General features: G+C 43.2%; 18 protein-coding genes. 4 read left to right on the top strand and 14 right to left on the bottom strand.

Annotated elements, in window-relative coordinates:
• Window positions 1-4 precede the first annotated feature (4 nt).
• The 12 genes from FYJ84_RS06950 to FYJ84_RS06895 all read right to left on the bottom strand — a co-directional run bounded on the left by FYJ84_RS06950 (window position 5) and on the right by FYJ84_RS06895 (window position 12,300).
• A complete protein-coding gene (locus FYJ84_RS06950) occupies window positions 5-634 on the bottom strand; it encodes a CsgG/HfaB family protein (protein WP_205764138.1) in 630 nt (209 codons plus the stop codon).
• A 5-nt stretch (window positions 635-639) separates the two neighbouring features.
• A complete protein-coding gene (locus FYJ84_RS06945; protein WP_154406872.1) occupies window positions 640-1,434 on the bottom strand; it encodes a hypothetical protein in 795 nt (264 codons plus the stop codon).
• The gene (locus tag FYJ84_RS06940; RefSeq protein ID WP_154406871.1) at window positions 1,431-2,249 is read right to left on the bottom strand and encodes a hypothetical protein; all 819 of its coding nucleotides are present in this window, start codon (window positions 2,247-2,249) and stop codon (window positions 1,431-1,433) included. Before FYJ84_RS06940 ends, FYJ84_RS06945 begins: the two co-directional genes overlap by 4 nt.
• A 10-nt stretch (window positions 2,250-2,259) precedes the next feature.
• A complete protein-coding gene (locus FYJ84_RS06935; protein WP_205764137.1) occupies window positions 2,260-3,216 on the bottom strand; it encodes a hypothetical protein in 957 nt (318 codons plus the stop codon).
• A gap of 100 nt (window positions 3,217-3,316) precedes the next feature.
• Window positions 3,317-3,871: a CsgG/HfaB family protein gene (locus FYJ84_RS06930; protein WP_205764136.1), complete on the bottom strand. Its 555-nt coding sequence runs from the start codon at window positions 3,869-3,871 to the stop codon at window positions 3,317-3,319.
• Between the two features lie 299 nt (window positions 3,872-4,170).
• Window positions 4,171-4,638, bottom strand: coding sequence for a hypothetical protein (locus FYJ84_RS06925; protein WP_205764135.1), 468 nt, complete (start codon window positions 4,636-4,638; stop codon window positions 4,171-4,173).
• A gap of 352 nt (window positions 4,639-4,990) precedes the next feature.
• Window positions 4,991-5,944: a hypothetical protein gene (locus tag FYJ84_RS06920; RefSeq protein WP_154406867.1), complete on the bottom strand. Its 954-nt coding sequence runs from the start codon at window positions 5,942-5,944 to the stop codon at window positions 4,991-4,993.
• 102 nt (window positions 5,945-6,046) lie between these two features.
• A complete protein-coding gene (locus FYJ84_RS06915; protein WP_154406866.1) occupies window positions 6,047-7,087 on the bottom strand; it encodes an autotransporter outer membrane beta-barrel domain-containing protein in 1,041 nt (346 codons plus the stop codon).
• Entirely contained in the window at window positions 7,077-7,724 is a 648-nt protein-coding gene (locus FYJ84_RS06910; protein ID WP_154406865.1) for a CsgG/HfaB family protein, read from the bottom strand. The genes FYJ84_RS06915 and FYJ84_RS06910 overlap by 11 nt, the downstream gene beginning before the upstream one ends.
• A 14-nt stretch (window positions 7,725-7,738) precedes the next feature.
• Window positions 7,739-9,319, bottom strand: a complete 1,581-nt coding sequence (locus tag FYJ84_RS14460) for a dockerin type I repeat-containing protein (protein WP_205764134.1) — start codon at window positions 9,317-9,319, stop codon at window positions 7,739-7,741.
• A gap of 127 nt (window positions 9,320-9,446) precedes the next feature.
• Window positions 9,447-11,216, bottom strand: a complete 1,770-nt coding sequence (locus FYJ84_RS06900) for a CsgG/HfaB family protein (protein WP_154406864.1) — start codon at window positions 11,214-11,216, stop codon at window positions 9,447-9,449.
• Between the two features lie 13 nt (window positions 11,217-11,229).
• On the bottom strand, window positions 11,230-12,300 hold the full coding sequence (locus FYJ84_RS06895) for a hypothetical protein (protein WP_154406863.1): 1,071 nt from the start codon (window positions 12,298-12,300) through the stop codon (window positions 11,230-11,232).
• Window positions 12,301-12,569: 269 nt separating this feature from the next.
• Between FYJ84_RS06895 and FYJ84_RS06890 the strand changes: the two genes are divergently transcribed.
• On the top strand, window positions 12,570-14,027 hold the full coding sequence (locus tag FYJ84_RS06890; protein ID WP_154406862.1) for a helix-turn-helix domain-containing protein: 1,458 nt from the start codon (window positions 12,570-12,572) through the stop codon (window positions 14,025-14,027).
• A gap of 159 nt (window positions 14,028-14,186) precedes the next feature.
• Here the strand turns inward: FYJ84_RS06890 and FYJ84_RS06885 are convergent, their stop codons facing one another.
• The gene (locus FYJ84_RS06885) at window positions 14,187-14,366 is read right to left on the bottom strand and encodes a diguanylate cyclase domain-containing protein (RefSeq protein ID WP_328596349.1); all 180 of its coding nucleotides are present in this window, start codon (window positions 14,364-14,366) and stop codon (window positions 14,187-14,189) included.
• A gap of 87 nt (window positions 14,367-14,453) precedes the next feature.
• Here FYJ84_RS06885 and FYJ84_RS06880 point away from each other — a divergent pair, with 87 nt between their 5' ends.
• Window positions 14,454-15,482, top strand: coding sequence for a PDDEXK nuclease domain-containing protein (locus FYJ84_RS06880; protein WP_235901383.1), 1,029 nt, complete (start codon window positions 14,454-14,456; stop codon window positions 15,480-15,482).
• Between the two features lie 184 nt (window positions 15,483-15,666).
• On the opposite strand, the gene FYJ84_RS06875 is transcribed toward FYJ84_RS06880, so the two are convergent.
• Entirely contained in the window at window positions 15,667-17,388 is a 1,722-nt protein-coding gene (locus tag FYJ84_RS06875) for a GGDEF domain-containing protein (RefSeq protein ID WP_205764132.1), read from the bottom strand.
• Between the two features lie 219 nt (window positions 17,389-17,607).
• Between FYJ84_RS06875 and murQ the strand changes: the two genes are divergently transcribed.
• Window positions 17,608-18,516 carry an N-acetylmuramic acid 6-phosphate etherase gene (murQ, locus tag FYJ84_RS06870; protein WP_154406858.1) on the top strand — a complete coding sequence of 303 codons (909 nt, stop codon included), beginning with the start codon at window positions 17,608-17,610 and terminating at the stop codon, window positions 18,514-18,516.
• 14 nt (window positions 18,517-18,530) lie between these two features.
• On the top strand, window positions 18,531-19,952 hold the full coding sequence (locus FYJ84_RS06865) for a PTS transporter subunit EIIC (protein ID WP_154406857.1): 1,422 nt from the start codon (window positions 18,531-18,533) through the stop codon (window positions 19,950-19,952).
• Window positions 19,953-19,958 lie beyond the last annotated feature (6 nt).

Raw genomic sequence — 19,958 nt, 5'->3', positions numbered from 1 at the left:
CCTCTCATAAAACAAGTTTTTTCATAACCAGCTTATCTACGGCATCAAATGCCGCTTTCCTGACAGCATTATGCACAGCATCCATAGAAACCTGTATATTGCCAAGCCTTATGGAGGCATTACGTGTAACCTTGGCTTTGACATAAGCGGCAGAAGACTCCCCTTTGCCTTTGACTACAGCTAATATCTTACCCGTTCTAGTATCCATAAGGCGCAAATTGATATGTGAAATAATTGTATTATTATCCAATCCAATCCCGGAATAACTGCCACCAGTACTGTCCAGACTGACATCAACAACATTTCCATAAATTATGTACGGCACGCCCAGTAACTCGCCAATACGCTTTGCAGAATCAGCATCTATGATGCCGGAAACAGATAGTTGCTCATCAGCTATCTTGTCTTCAATAAACATCTTATCCACTACATCAAATCTTTTAGATTCCACCAGCCTGGTGATAATATATGCACTGGCAGACTCACCATCATACACCGTCATGGATTCTGCCGCAGTACCCTGATAAATGCCAAAATCCATAACAGCCAACGCTGGGGCAGCCAGCACACTGCCGCACATGCTGCCCCACACCACAGCTAATATGGTCAGGCATTTTGCCACAACCGCTTTCACTGCCATCACACTCCCATATCAATAGGTAACTTATGCATCTGTAAATCTTCCAGGAATGTAGCTGATAATTTCTCTGCTACCTTATCCATAGCATCATAATACATTTTACTATTCATTTCATCAGTACCTACTGATAGCTTACCTATATCAACACTGGTAACAGATGCCTGCTCGTACATTTTCTTTAACCAAACTACTTTGCCTGTTTCTGCTTCAATTACACGCATAGTGCAAGACACACCTAATATAGATTCATCAGAGGATAACCCAAAAATAGGTATACCAGTCAGCATAGTAGCCACCATAGAAGCTGTTCCCAAACCATCTGCACCTTTACCTGTGCCATAGTTATCAATAGTACCTTGAATAAGATACTTTACACCACTCTCCCTGCCAATCTGCTGTACAAGTTCCGGCTCTACAATATCGCCCTCTACAGCTAAATCCACAGAACGTGCATAAGCTGTATCAAACTGTCTACCCTCAAAGACAGGATTATAATTTCCTGTTGCCCGGCATTGATTGATGATTTTATACATCTTGCCATCCTCATCATAAAGCTGCATAACAGAATCACCTGTTAACGGTTTAGTCTCCTTGAAAGATAGCTTCCCAGAAGCTACCAGCTTTTCCAGCACTAAATCCGATAACATACCCGCTCCACCAATTTTATAAAACCGTGTATTGTCGCTAAAGGTCAACATAGCACAAGTCGCTTCTGCACTCACCCTTGGCAATGGCACAATAAATGCTGCAAAAACTATCGCCAACACAATTTTTTTTAAAGCTCTATGAATCATTTTGCCTTGCCCTCCCCATACTTAGTAACATCCTTCAATTTATCAGGCAAATTCAAATAACTTTCATCAGGAACATTGGAAAATTCATTTATTTTAACCACATAATGCTTACCCTTGACACGGCCATCAGCCAATTTCACATAATGCACTGAAGCTATTTTCACCAGATTACCATTATCAAAATAGTATCTGATTAAGTCCACATCACCATTCGCGCCTGCCCACTGATAATCCTCACAATTAATCCCATTAGTAAGTGTTGCAGAACCTGCCAGCCAATAAATCTTTCCCGGCCGCAGTGCTTCCGTTTCCGGGCGAATGACACGCATCATTTCAGTTATCTCGTCATTGCCATAATACTGACCATAGCGAAGCATACTTAGGGCATTAATCGGATGCCCTTCTACTCTATTTTGTCCACCACCAAAAAATCCACCGCCTAAAACATTCCCAAAATATTTACTTCCTTCTTCACTTTCAAACCGCTGATACGGATACACATAGCCATTTTTTGTAATTTCACAGTAATGTCTGCCATATTCTCCCATTTCGATGTAGGAAGCATCACCTTTCAGAACTATGACACCCGGGAAATTTTTCTTCATATTTGCAGAATATTTTTCATTCAACTTCATTACTTGCAAATCCATATCATCTGTATAGTTTTGACGTTCATCCTGATAGATAAACTCATACTTTATAATACAACTGCGATTATTCAGCATCTCACGATATTTGTCCAGATTGCCTGCACTTGCCAGCTGCAATCCCATGAATATTGTAAGCAAAATAGTCAATAAAGCTACTCTTTTCATTTCCAATCACCTACTTATTATCTTCCACCAAAATTTGCTTTTTTATTAAATCCGTAATACTGCCAGTGTCTGCAGCATAAATTTTACTTTTTGGCATATTAATAGCTTTTTCCGGCAAAATATCAGTAATAGTCACAACTTCCAATTCATCTATAGGGATATCTTTACCGGCAATACGGCATATTTTAGTAATTTTCCGCAAATTGCCCTTATCATCATATATGGCAGTATAATGCATCTCGGCTTTAACCTTGCCATTGCTATCCTTCAGCGGAGATACATATTTGTCACATACATAAGATTTTCCATCATCTTCAACCTGTCCACTCTCCACAAAGCTAGGCTCAGTTTCTCCATATTCCTTGCTCATATACTTATCATTCCAAGCAAAAATCTTCAAAGAACTTGGCAGAGACAAATGCGATTTCACCAATTCCCAATGCGCATCAGGATCCAAGGCTGGATTATTCATCTGGCTTTCATCTAACACTTTGCCTGTAGTGTTTTTCGGCAAATCATTATGCTGCCCATATATACCACCACCAAAAAAACCACCTGCTCCTACAGAACTAACGGTTCTTCTACCAGCACTAAAAGAATTATCCAGCCCCACGGAATCCTGATAAGACTCATAATGCGTATATGCATGATAATTCTGATTTGCTATCTCCATCTGCCGCTTAACAGTTCCCTTATTACAAAATTGATAATATTTGCCGTTGTCATACCTATACGCTGGATAGGTAGTTGTGCCAAATAACTTTTCCAGCTTGTATCCCGACATGCGCACACCATTCTGTGCCACCACATAATCACGCATGCCCCAACCCTTAGGTCCGTACTCTACATAAAAAGTACCATTTTGAAACATAGCCCTGTACTTTTCAGCAGCAGGCTGCTCCGCAAGTGCATTACCAGCAGATAGTAGCATATTAAATGCCAATACTGCCGCTATCTTCTTTCCCATCCTCATAAATATTCCTCACTTTCATTACCTATAACAAAATACACCATTAACCCTTCTATACAATTAGCCATATAAAACAACATTGCCAATAGATTTTGACTTATAACTCTATTACACCACCCTCTATATCCTTAAACAATAAATTTACAATATTTGCCGCTGCATTTTCCAAGGCATAATTGAAAATCATCGTATTGTTGGCAAATGTCCCCACTTTGATATTTTTAGCACTTACACCGCTATCTTTAGAAATTCCCACAGCCCTTTTGCACCAGAGCACTTCTCCTGTTGCTGCTTTAATGACTCGCAATTCGCACTCTATACCGATAGCATTTTTTTGCGAATTAATATTGCCGATGTACGATACAAAATATCTATCAGACGATATGTCACTGCTCATATTTGTTATCGTGCCATGAATAATGTACTCAGCTGCATTTTCCCTGCCAATGCGGCTCATAATATCCGGCCGGATAAATTGCCCGGCTTGCGCTGTAGCAAGAGAGGCAGCCGCTCCCCCCTTGAACACAGGACTTTCAAAAAATCCTCCCAAAAATCCCTGCTCAATCAAAGGATGCATGGCAGCTAATTCCTGCACTTCAGCTTCATAAAGCTGCCGCCTCATGCTCTGGGGTATGGTATAACGTTCCTTCATGACCAGGCGTTTGCTGTCCATCAGTCTCTCTAAAACCAAATCAGATAAAGGCTCCTCTACCTGGATTTTCTTGTACTTGGTTACATTGTCAAATTTCAGCAAGATACAGCTGCTTCTGCCTGCCGTACCGGCCTCCCCGGTAACTGCATAAGCAAAGTTTGCTAGCAGCTGGACAGCCAAAAATACAGCAATCTGACAATATACTTTACATAATTTGTTTTTCTTCATCTTACTCCGCCTGCCATTCTCTGCTCACGCTTTTACTGCCTTAACTGATTTGCTACTCTCTGCTGATTTCTTTACTGATTTTGCTTATGAACCAATGCTGCCGGTACTGCAAAATCAGCTTCAGCAGGAGCACCAGTAAACTTATCTATATTAACATTGGTTTTTTTATAGTTTTTTATGCTGCCATCAGGCATAAAGTCATATTTTACCTCTGCGATTTGCACAAAATCATTCTGCCTAAAATAATAACGCATAATGTCCCAATGATTTTGCGCATGGCAGATATAGTCCTCATAATACAAGTCCCCCTCTACCAGCCCTTCGCCTACCAGCTGGAATCCAGGCAAATCCTTTCTTTTTTTATTATCAGGCAAAATAGGACTCAACAAGTAATCCATGATATTATCCAGAAAATATCTTTTATAAGCGGTATTGTTCATTAACGGCTGTTCAGTGATTTTATTCTTTTGTAATATATATCCCCCCTTGCCATCTGAAACCTGACCATAAAACTCTTTTTCCTGATCAGGCTTGGTCAAAATGCTGAACACGTACCGCAAGCCCTGCTTTTCCAACTGGCACTCTGACACATGTCCATAATTACTTTCCCGGTAGAAATTTTCTCCATCTGAGGCAATTACCTGCTTGCCCGGCTTCCCCTTCACCAGCTTCTCTAAATTCTTCTTCTCTAAGTAATCACTGTATCTTTCTTTTTGAAAAATCCGCAATTCCTTATTATTACCCTCTGCCTCGATCTGATTACTGTAAATCAGGCAGAACCTGCCTGTATGAAGCATATCTCTATACATATCGCTCCTGGCTGCTTCTACATTGCAACCCGTGACAATACAGATATAATATGCGGCACACAGCAGCAGCATAATGTGCAATCTACCTCTTAGCATCTTCTGCCTCCGTTGCATCAATTACCTCCACAAATACTTCATTCTGCCCATTTAAGAGCGCCGCCATATCATCACCACCAATCCTATATACTGCAATCGGCAGGGTGTTGCCTGCATCCGCCCTGGTCACTTTATCAGAAATTTCTTCATACTTGCACTCGGACTTCATGATTTCGCCATTTTGCACAGAATACTTGCGGCTCATAGCCAAATTGCCATCCAGGTACAGCAAATCATAAGCAATCTCATCAATCAAATTCCCTGCATCATCTGTACACACAGTTATGTATCTATCACATGTGTAATTTTTCCCCTTAATCGTTTTTTCTGATGATTCCACATATTGTGGCATTTCAACATGGTATTTGTTATTTGCCAACGGATCCGCATAAAAAACAGAAAGTTCCTCTGGCAATGGCAATGCTTCATGAGCTGAATTCAGCCCTTTTACCCATTTTATATTTTTATTTTTGACATCTGCCTTGTTAATGTCAAATGTTGCAAAATCCTCGGCTGTCATCATAATAGCCTTCAACATCTTGTAATTTTTCCCTGCCGTATTCAGCCCCGGCAGCAGGCTCATGGCATCCTTTTTTTCCTTGTAGCCGCCAATAAAGTAATAATTGCCATTCATATAACGGAAAGGCTTGGCATATTTCTTGGTATTGCCGGCAAACCTGCCATCCCAATCATCAGTCCCTGTACGTACACCATCATACGCATAAATATAACGTTTGGTTTCAAAATCACCTATAATAGGTACTTTTATAAACTTGCCTTTGTCATCACAAGGCTTATAGGTGTATCGTAAATAAAACCTGCCACTCTGCAAAAGAGACCGATAATAATCCGCTGCCTGATTTTCCGCAAAGCTTATGCTTTGGCAGCTAATCAGCAAGATAATACTCACTAGAAAGACTTTTGCAATCTTTTGCATCACAAACTCATTCCCCTCTAAAAAACAAGAGGCCGCCTGTTATCAGACGACCTCTCTTGATATCACCATGAGAAATCGAATCTGCAAATTCTTATCTTTCTCAAATTAGAAGCTGAAACTAAGATTAGCACTAGCACCCAGACCACGCCTGTCACCTACATAGCCCTGAGCCTTGGCAGTAAACATGAACGCATTATTGGCACCAAATTTATTTTCATAGCACAGTTCAATAACGCCTGTAGTGCTAGAACCATTGCTCTTGCTGATTCTATAGTCATAAATGCTTCCACTCTGTCTATTTGACAATTCCTGTTCCAAAGCCACATTAGCATACCATTTATAATTATTGCTTTCCATATAGTCCCATGTAAACTTGCTCCCAATACGAAAACGATGATTTTCAAAAACATCAAAGTTAATTGGCATTTCATATATATCATTATTATAGGCAGTGGTGCTATGGCTAGGTATCCTGTTATAAAAATATTTAATATAGGTATCCATTTGTAAATTAGGCGTAAGCTGAATAAACTGTCCATATCCTAAATTACCACTAACATATATATCACTATTACTATACTTCACAGTACCAATACCATCTGCAACAGCATTATAATCTGTTTCCAATGTACCAGCACGCAGATAAGCATCATAATAATGCCGATCAAACATCACCTTGCGTATCAAGACACCAATCCCATTCTTTTTTCCTTTACTATTTCCATACATATTACCTAGCGCATTATGCACATCACCAGAAAAAGTACTGTCACCATGCTCAAAAAAGACACCTCTCGTCAAAGTATTAGCTTGGTCTTTTTCACCACCAATAGTAGAAGCAATTCCCCATAATGCATTTGCTCCTCTAAGCTTGGTATCATCTTGTTCTGTAATATCAGCATAACTATATTCTACAAAGGTAGTTGGAGCCGAACTATGCTTAGATGCCTGATACGCCGTATCAACAACATCCACCTTATCGTAGGTCATAAAAACTTCTGATGCACGTGCTTCCATCAGATTCTCAGACTGAGATTCAGACAAACCGTCATTGACAACATGAGGACTTGCTTCTGTTACATTACCATAAGTTTCAATCACTAAAGCTAATACAATTATTTTACAATATCGATTATTATTTTTCATAACGATACTCCTCCATTTTTAAATATTTTTCCTTAAAAATTTTAATCACATTAACGGCAGCTTTTTGTATTGCATTATAAGCACTGATACTTGACACCAGACTGGTTCCAAATTTCAGGCCATAGTCTTTATTAACACCTACCTTCACATTAGAACTTTCAGATTTCCCTTCGCCACTTACCACCAGCAAAATATCACCTGTCTGTACATCCAGCATCCGCAAGGTAACCTTTGCCTTTACATTATGCAGGTCAACGCCTATTCCGATGATACCGTTTTCATTGGTATCATTGCCAAGCTCAGTAACGTTGCCGTAAATGATATAGCGCACATTCATAATTTTGCCAATTTTTCTGGCAGATTCCTGGTCAATGATGCCGACAGTCCTGACATTTTCATCTACCAGCTGCGCTGAATATAAAGCTTTATCAACAAGATTAAATCGCTTATCTGTTAGCAACTCCTTGATGATGAAATCTCCTACCCCGGTATAACTACCATCTACAGCCAATTCAGTAGAAGAAATCCCTTGGGGCAAGGCAAAATCCATGACGGCCACTGGAACAGGCTCTTTCGCCAAAGCACACGGCACATTCATCATCAGCAATAAACATATGAGAAGACATATCTTTTTCATATCAAGCTCCTATACTACTGGATAAGATAATTCTTTGTGCCATCCATTACCTCAGTACCGCCCCATTCTACCAGAGCAAAGCCTTTGCGCTGAGTTTTTGCTAATTTTTGTTCCTTGATATCTACGAAATTATCAGCTTTCTTCCATGCCATGAAAACTCTAATCATCGTATCAGGTCGTGGCGAAACCTCAAGCTGTGCAGCCTTAAGATAATTATCCGTCTGAAAGGAAATCACATTATATGGATTCTCCTGCATACGAGGCAGCCAGAATACCATAAAATCGTTAATCTCCTTATCATTAAGCCCCAGATAAGCTAACTTCTCCAGCAAAAATGCCTCTGTATCCTTGCCTGATACACAAAATCCCTCATTAAATTCCATCGGCACCTTGGTATCACCTTCCCAAAATAGGTAACTATATTTTCTACCATTGTTATCGGTCAGGGTGCCATCAGGCTCAGCAACTACCTTCCATCCATCATTTATCTTCGGATAGGTACAAGTAAAAGTACCATCAAAATCTAAATTAACAAATACATTTGTCTTCTTAGTCGGATATAGATATATTACAGGCTTATATAATGTCATACCAGCAAAAGGATTCTCTTCTACGATAATAAAATCATTTATAGGAATCCTCTCACCTATGCCCGGAGAACAATCTTTTCCTTTTACATAATTAAGGATATTAACAGCATCCATTATATTGATAGTATTATCCTTATTTACATCAGCAACACTTAAATCCAAATCCTCACAAGCAATCTTTTCGCCGATGTAATCAACCAACAATTCGGCATCTGCCTGGGTCACTTTGCCATCCGAATTAACATCGCCTAAGATTTTATTGCTATAGACAACCTCATCTTTTTTCGACGGGGTGCTTCCTCCATTATTGTCATTGTTAGTAATATCATTGTCATTGCTATTGGTATTATCGTTATCATTGATATTGGTATTACTATTGGTGTTATCGTTGTCATTATTATTAGTATTTTTGTTTGTGTTAATATTATTATTTTCGTTTCTCACATCATTTTCATTACTGTTAAGATTGTTATTTGTATTTTCGTTATTTACATCGTTATCTACTCTGTTATCAACATTATTTTCAACATTGTTATTGACATCATTATTAACATCATTGTCCACATTGACATTATTGTTAATGGTAATATTGATATCCTGCTTATCGTCCTCGTCATCCCTGGAATATATAACTGTATCAGTATCTTTGCGATTAGCTGACTCCCTGTTGTACTCATCCTCTACTTTATTCTCTTTATTCACTTCCTTGATATTTTCCTGTCTATTTACCTCATAGAACGAATCACGGCTTTCCTCCCTATGAGTAGCATGTTCTCTCTCATCGGTTCTTTCCTGCTCATGCCTGACCTCACGTGGCTGACGTTCCGTTCTATTTTGCCCTGTTTTTCCTACCTCGTCACGTGAAGGCCTGGCCGGACGTTCATGCTGTATTCTAGCCTCCGAACTGCGTGTACTACTCGCATCAGTAATTGCAGGAATCGTCACCCCAAAAGCAGCAGCCGAGGCCAATGCGACAAACTTGACTAACTTCTTATTATTCAACATAACTCTCACCCTTTATGCAAACATCACACACATACGAAAACAAAATTTACCTAAATATCAAAGAAACTGCTATAGCAATGCCAAAACGGAAGTGACATTGCTATAGCATAATCAGTACCGACCTTAATCAAAATCCTGTTTTGATTTTTAATTGCTTGCCGTCATTTAATACTGTCAATAGACCTGTCTTGCCATAGAAAGCATCCCGGATTGCCTTGCTGATAGCATTCAATACCTGAATTTCAGAAACCTGCTGCGTACCTATGGTAATAGAATATACATCCTGCTCTTTAACATAGGTATAAACAGTTCTGTCTCCGTTAACAGTATCAGTTACCTTGGAATTGAAGGTATTGTTATCTTTGGTTGTCACGTTGGAACTACTGCTTCCTGACTGATTATCCTTGGAATTGTAATTTTCATTATATGACTGATTGTCATTATATTTGTCATCGCTATGCTCGTTATAGTCGTTGCCATAAGATGAGCTGCTGCCACTGCTTGCCTGATTTTCATGCTCACCATTGGCATTGGCAAATGTCCTGTTGGTACTGCTAACATCAGCGTGGGAATTAGATTCCGCCTTAAAGCTGTCATCCATATTTCGTGAGCTTTCAGAATCACTAAAGCCGCTGGAAGTCTGGTTAGAATCCTGATGTTTCTCACTATTTATATCATCATCATACCTTCTGTTTGAATTATTATTATAGGATGAATTTGCGTTTTCATTGGAATCATATCTATATACGTCAGAATATGCCCTAGAATTACCATGTGCCTCATCGTATATCATGTCACCATAATGCCTGCCATCATTGTATTGAGTGGTACGGCTTCCATCTGTCAGATGTCCGTCCCAACCTATCTCAGAACCGCCCTGATACCTATCCACATCTACATTACGATTGCTGCTTGAAGAGCCGCCATTCTGGGAACTATCGGTGATATCCCTGTTATAATTATAGTTTTCATCAAAATCCTGATGGGCATTTTCTCCATGCCGATTTGAAGAGCTGGATGTATCATTCAGATTTCTGTCAGCTGAGGCACTGGAATTTGCATTTGCCTCCGACCTGCTGTCACTACCGGCATTGAATTCACTGTTATAGCTACCACTGCTTTTCTCAAAACTGCCACTCTGGGCATTTTCCCTCTCACTGGCACCGAAATTAGCTTCGCTGGAGCCATTCTGATTGCCCTGATTGCCATAATTTTCATCATAGGTATGAACATCATTGTATTCGTCAGAGGTATTTTTATTCTTTGTTCTATTGTCGACTTCATCAATTACTGTGGTGGCTACATCATTGTTCACATAACGCTTGGTGGCTCTTTCCACCCATTTGTCTTTGATAAAGCCGATTTCTATATTGGTGCTGGTAGAGCTGCCCCTGCCCATGCCAGCTCCCATGATTCTTCCTGTCTTGATGTCCACAATACGGACTGTCACATTGGCATTAACCACATGTTCTCCTACACCGGCTTTTGCCCCTTTGGCCTGAAGATTGACACCATTTTCCTTTAAGGTCAAGCCAGTCACATTGCCTACGATCATGTACTCTGCCCCGGCAAACTGTCCCATTGCTACAATAGTTCCAGGGTCTACCAGACCGGAGTTATTAATATTGTGCATCTGCGCAATAGTATTCAGCTGCTCATAGTCAATCAGGTCAAACCAGCCTGAAGCGGACAGCTGATAAATGGCATATTCTGTTGCCATAGCAAAATCCTGATCTCTAAAGCCCCTACTGGTAATAGCTTTATTGCCAAAATTCATGATTGCTACCCTCGGATAATCCTTGAGGCTGGTTGCTTCTGTCAAAGGAGAAAACAGCATTAACGCTGCACTAGAAACAACCATCGTTTTCTTGATATTTTTGAGTATCTTCTTTAACATTTCAGCCACTTCCTTAATTAATACTCAGTTCCAACGTATCATCAGCCAAATTCTCTACTCGCACTGTGCCATCGTATCTTTCAGCTATCCTTCGGTATAACGCCTGAGAAGACAATGATGTATTCATGCCTATCAAAGCCTTGCCGTCCTTATATTCCCTGGTTACAGCACCTTCCACACCATCCAATGACTTCACTATCTGAAGCAGGTTATCCAGCTTGCTGTAGTCAGCTACCCGTACTTTTAAGACCTTATCATCCCCCACTACAGCAGAACGACGGTTAAATATCTCCCATATCTTATCCCCAGCCTTTAAAGTTACATCCCTGACTGCCGTACTTCTCGCTCTGGCATTGTCGCTGTCCATAGCAGTTGAATTCAACGTAAACTGGCCTACCATTTCGTTAGTATCCGCATCTACTACCCGCAACTCCATAGCCGCGTTAACATTCAACAATCCTGTTTCATGCCGGGTAGACTCACCACCCTTACCAGCACTCATATCCTGATAGGACTGCAATTTAATTGGCTTAGTGGTTGTAACCAAGGTAATAATAGCCTTGTATTCACAGTCAGCATTACGATTGCCAGCCACTACGTTAGTCATGCCCTTCTCGACCAGATAATTGGCTATCATTCCTTCGCAGCTGATACCATCAAAGCTGACTTTGTTATAGCTGCCATTTTCATTTATAAACACGCTAATTCTAGGATTATTAAGTTCATTTACTACATCCAAGCTGCTGCGCAATGTATTCTCAAACTCCTTGCCACCTTCCATTTGCGCAACTATATGATAACCATTATTATTTTCTTCTTTGATAATTTTCACTAAACGTATATACCCGGCAGTTCTAGCAAAAATATCATCACTGATAACATAGCCATTTTTTACCAACGTATTTGATTTTATTAATGTACCCGCTAAAATTGATGCTGCATTTCTTTTGGCATCTTTCATGGCACTTTCTTTATCATCACCATATCCATCTACTTCTACAATCTGGGCTGAAGCTGCTAGCGGAAACATAAAAAACATCATGACAATCAAAAGCAGCCTCATTAATGCAACCGATTTATTCATATTCATCCCTCATTCCTTATATTTTATTATTCTTTAAACCTATTACCCTACTCATCAGCAGTGCAATACCACATATTATCAAAAATAGTCATAAACTCCTATACATCTTAGATAATACATCCTATAAACCACTTTCTCAATATGTGACAATTAGTGTGACAAGGTTTTTTCATGTACTTTCATGTATTTTTCATACAAATTATTGCGCTTGCCGTCAAAGCATGTAATAATTTTCTTAAAATACTCCACTTAGCAAAGGATGAATGATTATGTCAAGTTTTGCCCAAAAACTAAAATACTATGTTGAAAAAAGCGGACAGACAATTTATTCAGTAGCTGTTACCTCCGGCGTAGAGCGTACCATGGTGCACAAAATGATAAAAGGTGACCGGATTCCTTCCAACAAGGATATTGTGCTTGCCATTGCCCGCACACTCCTGCTCTCCCCTTCTGATACGGATGAATTGATAACGGCTTATGAAATCAGCCTGCGTGGCGAATCAGCCTACCACCAGCTGCAATATGTACAAAAGCTGCTTTTAAACTGTGCAAAACCGTCACTTTTTAAAATCGATTCCACCCCCCCGAAAATCAGTTCTAAAAATATTCAAAGTATACTTTCCCAGCAGGAATTAATACCGCAAATTATCACAGAGCGGCCGCAGATAAACCAGCTGGTCCGCACCCTGCTGGAAATGGAGCTGCAAAAGCCAAATGGCCATGTTTATCTGATTGCCCAGCCGGATTATCAGTATCTCTATGAGCTTCTTGCCTCCCTGACCTGCTTTGCACCAGGAGCCAAGGTGGACAATATCATCTGCTTTGATCAGGCCAATGACGATGATGACTGCTACAACCTACGTTGCCTGGAAAAGCTGATGCCAACCTTGCTATCCTGTCCAGCATTTGAGGCTCACTGCTATTATGACCATGTGGACAGCCTTTTCAACGAATGGTCACTGTTGCCATGCATGCTGCTGACCAGCGAGTACTCCCTCTGTTTTTCCGCGGATGCCGGGCAGGCACTGTTTTTTGACTCCCCGGAAATCAACAAATTCATGAAGCAATTTTTTCACAAAAAAATGATCTGCACATCGCCCATCTGCCATTCCCTTACCACCTCATTTTCCAATTATCTTGAAAAGGTCATCATGTCCGGCAAGGCCGCAGACCTGGCACCGCAAATCTATACCATCCTCTATCAGCCTTGCCTGACACCTTTTATTGATGAGGACATTATCGGCAGACATCTGAAGATGGAGTATTTTTCTGAGGACATGCTTAGGCGCATCGCTACCCACTTCGCTGTAGTAAAGCGTACCATCATCAATTCCTGCTTTACCCAGGAAGGATTAGAGCTTTTCCTGAATACAGGACGAATTACAGAAATTCCTGATATGTTTTATAAACCGCTGGATGTAGAAAGCCGCAGGAGAGTATTAAAAAACATGCTGCGTGCTGTCGATACCGGTTTTCTGGTACCTCGCATCATAAATACAGCTAAGCTGAACCTGCCTGTTGCCCTGAATGTAGAGGCACTATCACCTACCAGAATCATCCTGTATTTGCGACTGGAGAACGATACCACATTTTCCCTGACACTCAAGGAGCCAAGCCTGCTTCATGCCTTTTATGGGTTTATGGAATACATACAAAGCAGCCGCCTGGTATATTCACAGACAGAAACCCTCAATATTTTGCACGACCTGGAAAAAACTTATCTTTAAACACAAAAAATCTCTAAACACGAAGTTCTTTAAACACAAAAAATGCACAACAAAAACACCCTTCTGGGCAGTGCTATCCCGCACCGCCCAGGAGGGTGTTTTGCCTTCTATCACTTATCTATCCTCCCCACTTATCTATCCTATCTCTTATCCTGCTGCTTATCCTATTCCTTCCCTATATTCCACTGCCGTATTCTTGCCATGGTGCTTTGCCTCATACAGAGCCTTGTCAGCCAGCCCTGCCAACACGGCAACATCATCCCCAAAATCCGGGTGCAACACATAGCCAAGGGAAGCAGTCACGCCAATATCAGGACACTCCGCCCGGCATTTATTCACAAAAAACAAAGTACAGATAGATGCTAGAAAAATTAACACCTTTGTGCTATACTGATCATGCATATTACCATGAAAGGGACGATAGGTTTGAGTGAGTTAAAATGTACTACATCTATGCTGCATGAAATCAGGGAATTATTAATAAACGCCCGTCAACGCGTGGCTGTAAAAGTAAATACAGAACTTTTGTCTACTTATTGGAAAATAGGCAAGATTATTATCAATAATGAACAGAAAAACAAGGAACGTGCCGATTATGGAAAACAGACCTTAAAGCAACTTTCAAAGTACTTAACAGCAGAATTCGGAAAAGGCTTTTCTGTTTCCAATCTCTATAATATGCGTCTTTTCTATATGCAGTATCAAAAATTCCAGACAGTGTCTGGAAAATTGTCATGGTCGCATTATTGTGAGCTTTTTGTTATATCAGACCAAAACAAACGTAGTTTTTACGAAAAGGAAGCGATCAATTCCGGATGGTCGATACGGGAATTGAAACGCCAAATCTCCACGTCATTGTATGAAAGGTTGCTACTGTCAGAGGGAAAAACTAACAAAGAAACAGTGCTTGCCCTTGCAAAAAAAGGTATTGAAATGACTACTCCAAGTGACATTATAAAAGACCCATATGTGTTTGAATTTTTGGGTGTGCCAGAAAACAAGCCAATGCTTGAAAGTGATCTTGAAAAAGCCTTAGTCGCACAAATTGAAAAATTCTTGCTGGAATTAGGGCATGGCTTTATGTTCGTTGGTACGCAGCAACGCATTACTTTAAACAATACCCACTACTATGTCGACATGGTTTTCTATAATAAAATTCTCCGAGCTTATATACTTATTGAATTGAAAACAACCAAGCTCACACCGGAAGCTGCTGGACAGCTTAATATGTATCTGAATTATTACGCCGCAGAGATAAACGATGAACATGATAATCCGCCAATCGGCATTATCCTTTGCACAGACAAAGACAGTATCACCGCTGAATATGCCCTTGGCGGTCTATCCAATAATATCTTTGCCTCCCGTTATGTTTATTACATTCCTAACAAAGAACAGTTAATCGCACAAGTGAAAGCTGTTTTGAATGAATGGCACAAACAGGAAAACGAATAACAATAATCTAGCAAATTGATCAGGTACCCTTCCCCTTTTTAATGCGCCCATGCTGGGCGCAAAAAAAAACACCCTCCTGGGCAGTGCTATCCCGCACCGCCCAGGAGGGTGTTTTGCCTTCTATCACTTATCCTATCACTTATCTATCCTACCCACTTATCTATCCCATCTCTTATCCTGCTGCTTATCCTATTCCTTCCCTATACTCCACCGCCGTGTTCTTGCCATGATGCTTCGCCTCGTACAAGGCCTTGTCAGCCAGCTCTGCCAGCGCGGCAACATCATCCCCAAAATCCGGGTGCAGCACATAGCCAAGAGAGGCAGTCACGCCTATATCAGGGCACTTCGCCCGGCACTTGTCTCCCACATAATTCACGAAATCGCTCATCATCTGCCCCACATAGCTCTTGTCGGCATTCAGGTACATCATGATAAACTCGTCACCGCCGATCCGCCCCAGCACGGCATCCTTGCCAAAATAGCTGCGCATGGCGTTGGCAACGCAAATCAGCAGGCTGTCACCGGCAGCATGCCCCAGCGTATCATTCACGCTCTTGAAGTTATCCAGGTCCATGTACATGACAGCCGTCGGAATATCCTCATGCTCCCTGATATACTGCTCCATCAGCTCCAGGGAATGGCTGCGGTTGTACAGCCCTGTCAGGGCATCTGTTGCCGCCATCCGCTCCAGCACCAGCTCACGCTGCTTGCTGGCATCAATATCATAGACAAGGGCATACATCCACTTGTCAGAAAACTCATCCAGGCAAAAGGTATTGATAGTTACCTTGAACCAATTCATTTTGCCATTGTACTTCCGCTGATACTCAATGGAGAAATTCTCATCCTCAGGCAGTCCGCGCAAGGTATCCAGGTCAAAGAAATCCAGCAGTTTCTGGCGGTCGCTCTTGATGACGCGCTCATTGACCAGCTCCCTGATAGCCTGGTCATAGTAAGGGGAAAACACCCTGGTTTCCTCCATCCACTTCTCCAGGCTGTTATCTGCCACAAAAAAATTCTTGTTCAGGTTCACCGTAATGTCATACAGGGACTCCTTCACCAATGTCCCCATCAGATAATTGTTGTGCTGCTGCTGCTGCTCATTCACCTTCTGATCCGTGATGTTCTTCCAGGTTCCCATGACATATTCCGGCGTATGCTTCGCATCCCGGACAATCTGCCCCGTGAAGCTCACCCATATCAGCCTGCCATCATCTGTCTCCAGTGCCAGCTCCAGGGACAAATCCCCGGACTGATCCCTGGACAGAAGCTTTTTGACAAAATCCATGAACTGAGTACGATACTCCCCGGCAAAATTAAGGACATCCACCATGCCCTGCGGGAAATTCTCAAAAGATACACATTCCTCATTCATGAAGGGAATCCCCGCATAAGGCTGCTCCGGCAAATCCGTGTTAAAAAACATGATTGAGCCCTGGCTCATATCCCAATACCAGCAGTTCACCCTGCTCTGGCGCAATGCCTCCGTAAACAGAGCTTCCTTGATTTGCGCCTGCTTGTTATAGCTGGCACGCAGCACAAACCTGGCAGTGCTCTGAGATGAGGATATGCAGCACACATGCACATGGCACCTGATAATGGCTCCCATAAGTGTCCTAAAGTGAATATTATCCGAAAACTCAACAAAGACCTTGCGGCTTGCCCTGTCCAGCATATTGCCAAATTTATCAAGAGCCTCCGGCGGCAGCAGATGTGCGGCATCCATGCCCTGGCTCCACTGATAATTCGTCCAGCCCAGCAGCTTTTCAAAGACGGCATTGGCACCTTGAAACTTAATATGCCCATCCTGCCTTACGACAAATGCCATCGCCCCAAGCACCTTGTCAATCTCGCACTCATAGGCTATATGCTCTTTTTCCAGCCATGAAATCAATCCATTTTTCATCATTTCTACCACCATTACAGCAGATTAGCAAACTGCAAATTTCTTATTTGCATCCATATCAAACTTGCAATTACACAATATATATTTTATCATAACTAATAGGTAATACGCTATAAAAATACAAAAAAACTAATTAAATTTCACAAGCTTCTAAAAATGAAACAAGCAGGCAAATCAGATATCCTGCTTGCAAGACCTATTATAAAAGGAGATGATGCTATGCTGAAGCTTGAACAGCTTGCTACTGAGAAAATAAATCCCCTTACACGCCATATTGACACCCTGAACACGCTGGAGCTTGCCGCCCTCATCAATCAGGAGGATGCGAAGGTTGCCCCTGCTGTAGCCAGGGAGCTGCCTGCCATCGCTGCTGCCATCGACGTTATCACGGACAGGCTGCGCCGGGGCGGACGGCTTTTCTATGCCGGAGCCGGTACTTCCGGCAGGCTGGGCGTGCTGGATGCCGCTGAATGTCCCCCTACCTTCGGCACTGCACCGGAGCTGGTGCAGGGGCTGATTGCAGGAGGACAGGCTGCCATGTTTACCGCCCAGGAAGGAGCTGAAGACTCGGAGCAGCTGGCAGCTGATGACCTGGCCGCAGCCAGACTGAATGAAAAAGATGCCCTTGTGGCACTGGCAGCCTCCGGCAGGACTCCCTACAGCATCGGTGCCCTGAAATACGCCCGTGCCAGGGGGGCTGCCGCCATTGCCCTGGTGTGCAGCCCTGACTCGCCTATGTCCAGGGAAGCAGAGCTTACCATCTGCCCTCTGCCGGGGCCTGAGGTCATCACCGGCTCCACCCGGCTAAAGGCAGGCACTGCCCAGAAGCTGGTACTGAACATGCTGTCCACCGGCACCATGATCAAGCTGGGCAAAGTCTATGGCAACCTGATGGTTGACCTGAAGGCCACCAATCAAAAGCTGGCAGAACGTTCCCTACGGATTGTCATGGAAGCCACTGGCTGTGGCAGGCAGGAAGCAGCAGCAGCCCTTGACAGCACCGGCGGACATGCCAAGCTTGCCATCTTCACCCTGCTCTCAGGGCTGGATGCAGAGTCCGCCCGGCAGAAGCTGGCAGCGGCAGATGGCTATGTAGCCAGGGCACTGACTGATTTAAAGCAAGATTAAGGAGCAAATTATCTATGGATTACAAATCACTAGCAAAGAAAATTTTTGACATAACAGGCCCTGAGAAAAACATTCTCCATACCGCCAACTGCATGACCAGGCTCAGGCTGCAGCTGGCACAGGCTGCACCGGAAACAGCGGCACAGCTAAAAGCCCTTGAAGGAGTTATCGGCGTCAATCAGACAGACACGGAGCTGCAGGTTATCCTGGGCCCCGGGGCAGCCGAGCAGACAGCAGTTGCCTTCCAGCAGCAGCTGCAGGCAGCACGGGCACAGGCTCAGGCTCAGGGCAAAGAAAAAGCCCAGCCAGCACCGTCCGGGCAAAACAGCCAAAATCAGGAGAATGATATTCGCCAAAAATACAGCATTGGCGATGGCAAAAAACTTCACGCGGATATAAAGGCCAAAAACGCCACCCCCTTCAAGCTGCTGCTGAAAAAAATCTCCGGCATCTTCATCCCCCTCATTCCAGGCTTCATTGCCTGCGGCCTGATTACGGGGCTTTTAAACCTGCTTCTGAAATCCGAGCCGGCTCTTGCGGATATGGCATGGATAAAAATGCTTGCCATCATGGGCAATGCCATCTTCTACGGCATGAACCTGTTTGTCGGCTTCAATGCCGCCAAGGAATTCGGCGGTTCCCCCATCCTGGGCGGCATACTGGCGGCAGTCATCACCCACCCGGCCCTCAAGGACATCATGCTGGGCAGTGAGCAGCTGCAGCCCGGCCGGGGCGGCATTATTGCCGTGCTGCTGGTGACAGCCTTCGGTGCCTGGCTGGAGCTGCGCCTCAGGAAAATCATTCCCACCATGCTGGATTTGCTTCTGACACCGCTGCTTACCATCCTGATTGCAGGCTTTGCCGCCATCTTTATCCTTCAGCCCATAGGCGGCATGATCGCCACCGCCATCGGTGACGGTGTAACTATTGCCATCCATGAAGGCGGTGCCATGACCGGCTTTATCCTGGGAGGGCTCTGGCTGCCTATTGTCATGCTGGGCATCCATCAGGCCATGACACCCATCCATGTGCAGCTTATTCAAGAATACGGCGTTACCCTGCTGCTGCCCATCCTTGCCATGGCTGGCTGCGGCCAGATAGGTGCCTGCCTTGCCGTATATTTCAAGACCAAGAACAAATTCCTGAAAAAGACCATCCTCTCCGCCCTGCCCGTAGGCATCATGGGCATCGGTGAACCGCTGATTTACGGCGTTACCCTGCCCCTGGGCAGGCCCTTCATCACCGCCTGCATCGGCGGTGCCTTTGGCGGTGCCGTGCAGGCAGCCTTCTCCATCGGCTCCTCCGCCATCGGCATTTCAGGCCTCCCCCTGACTACCGTCACTAGCCAGCCCCTGATTTACCTGCTGGGCATCCTGACGTCATACATAGCAGGCTTTGCCCTTACCTGGCTGGCAGGCTTCGACGAGCCCGAGTAACCACAG

Origin of the sequence: Anaerovibrio slackiae, assembly GCF_009695585.1 — a bacterium.
Lineage (GTDB): Bacteria > Bacillota > Negativicutes > Selenomonadales > Selenomonadaceae > Anaerovibrio > Anaerovibrio slackiae.
This window is presented reverse-complemented; position numbering and strand designations above follow the sequence as displayed.